Origin of the sequence: Sphingobium cupriresistens, from assembly GCF_004152865.1 — a bacterium.
Classification (GTDB): Bacteria; Pseudomonadota; Alphaproteobacteria; order Sphingomonadales; family Sphingomonadaceae; genus Sphingobium; species Sphingobium cupriresistens.
Genome location: NZ_SEOO01000134.1, coordinates 1 through 856, shown reverse-complemented (window position 1 = coordinate 856; position 856 = coordinate 1). Strand labels below are relative to the sequence as shown.

1 protein-coding gene is annotated in these 856 nt (G+C 65.4%); it reads right to left on the bottom strand.

Annotated elements, in window-relative coordinates; translation table 11 throughout:
- Positions 1-177: 177 nt before the first annotated feature.
- Positions 178-855 (bottom strand): IS21-like element helper ATPase IstB, encoded by a 678-nt coding sequence (gene istB / locus EWH12_RS21970; protein WP_129927824.1) that lies wholly within the window; start codon positions 853-855, stop codon positions 178-180.
- Position 856: the final 1 nt, after the last annotated feature.

Here is an 856-nt window from a genome sequence, read left to right as displayed (position 1 = left end):
TGTCAATCGGCGTGCAAACGGGACCCCCTATCGGCGCGCAAAAGGGACCCCCTTTCACGATGGCGCAAGGTTGATCGGACACGCGCCTTTGCGCTGCGCGCGGCGTAGGGAGGGCGGAGCCCGACCGGAGGCGCGCGCAGCGCAAAGCATCTTTTAATCGGAGGTCGGTGGGGGCGATCAGCTGCGGTTTTTGAAGCGCCAGCTGTCATTGCCGGTCTCGACGATGTCGCAATGGTGGGTGACGCGATCAAGGAGCGCGGTGGTCATCTTGGGATCGCCGAACACGGTGGGCCATTCGCCGAACGCGAGGTTGGTGGTGATGATGACGCTGGTCTGCTCGTAGAGCTTGCTGATCAGGTGGAACAGCAACTGGCCGCCCGAGCGGGCGAACGGCAGATATCCCAGTTCGTCGAGCACGATCAGGTCGAGGCGGGATAGCTGGGCGGCGAGAGCGCCGCTCTTGCCGATCCTGGCCTCCTCTTCGAGGCGGGTCACCAGATCGACGGTGTTGAAGTAGCGGCCTCGCGCACCCGAGCGAACGACATTGGCGGCGATGGCGATGGCCAGGTGGGTTTTGCCGGTGCCCGTGCCGCCGACCAGGACGATGTTGCGCCGAGCGGGCAGGAACGCGCCACTGTGCAGCGAACGCACCAGCCCCTCGTTGATCGGCGTGCCCTCGAACCGGAACGCATCGATATCCTTCACGACCGGCAGCCGGGCGGCCGCCATCCGGTATCGGATCGAGGCAGCATGGCGATGTGTTGCTTCCGCGCGCAGAAGGTCGGTCAGTATCTCCATCGTGGTGCGCTGGCGCTGAAGGCCGGTGGTGACCGCATCGTCGAACGCGCCCGCCATG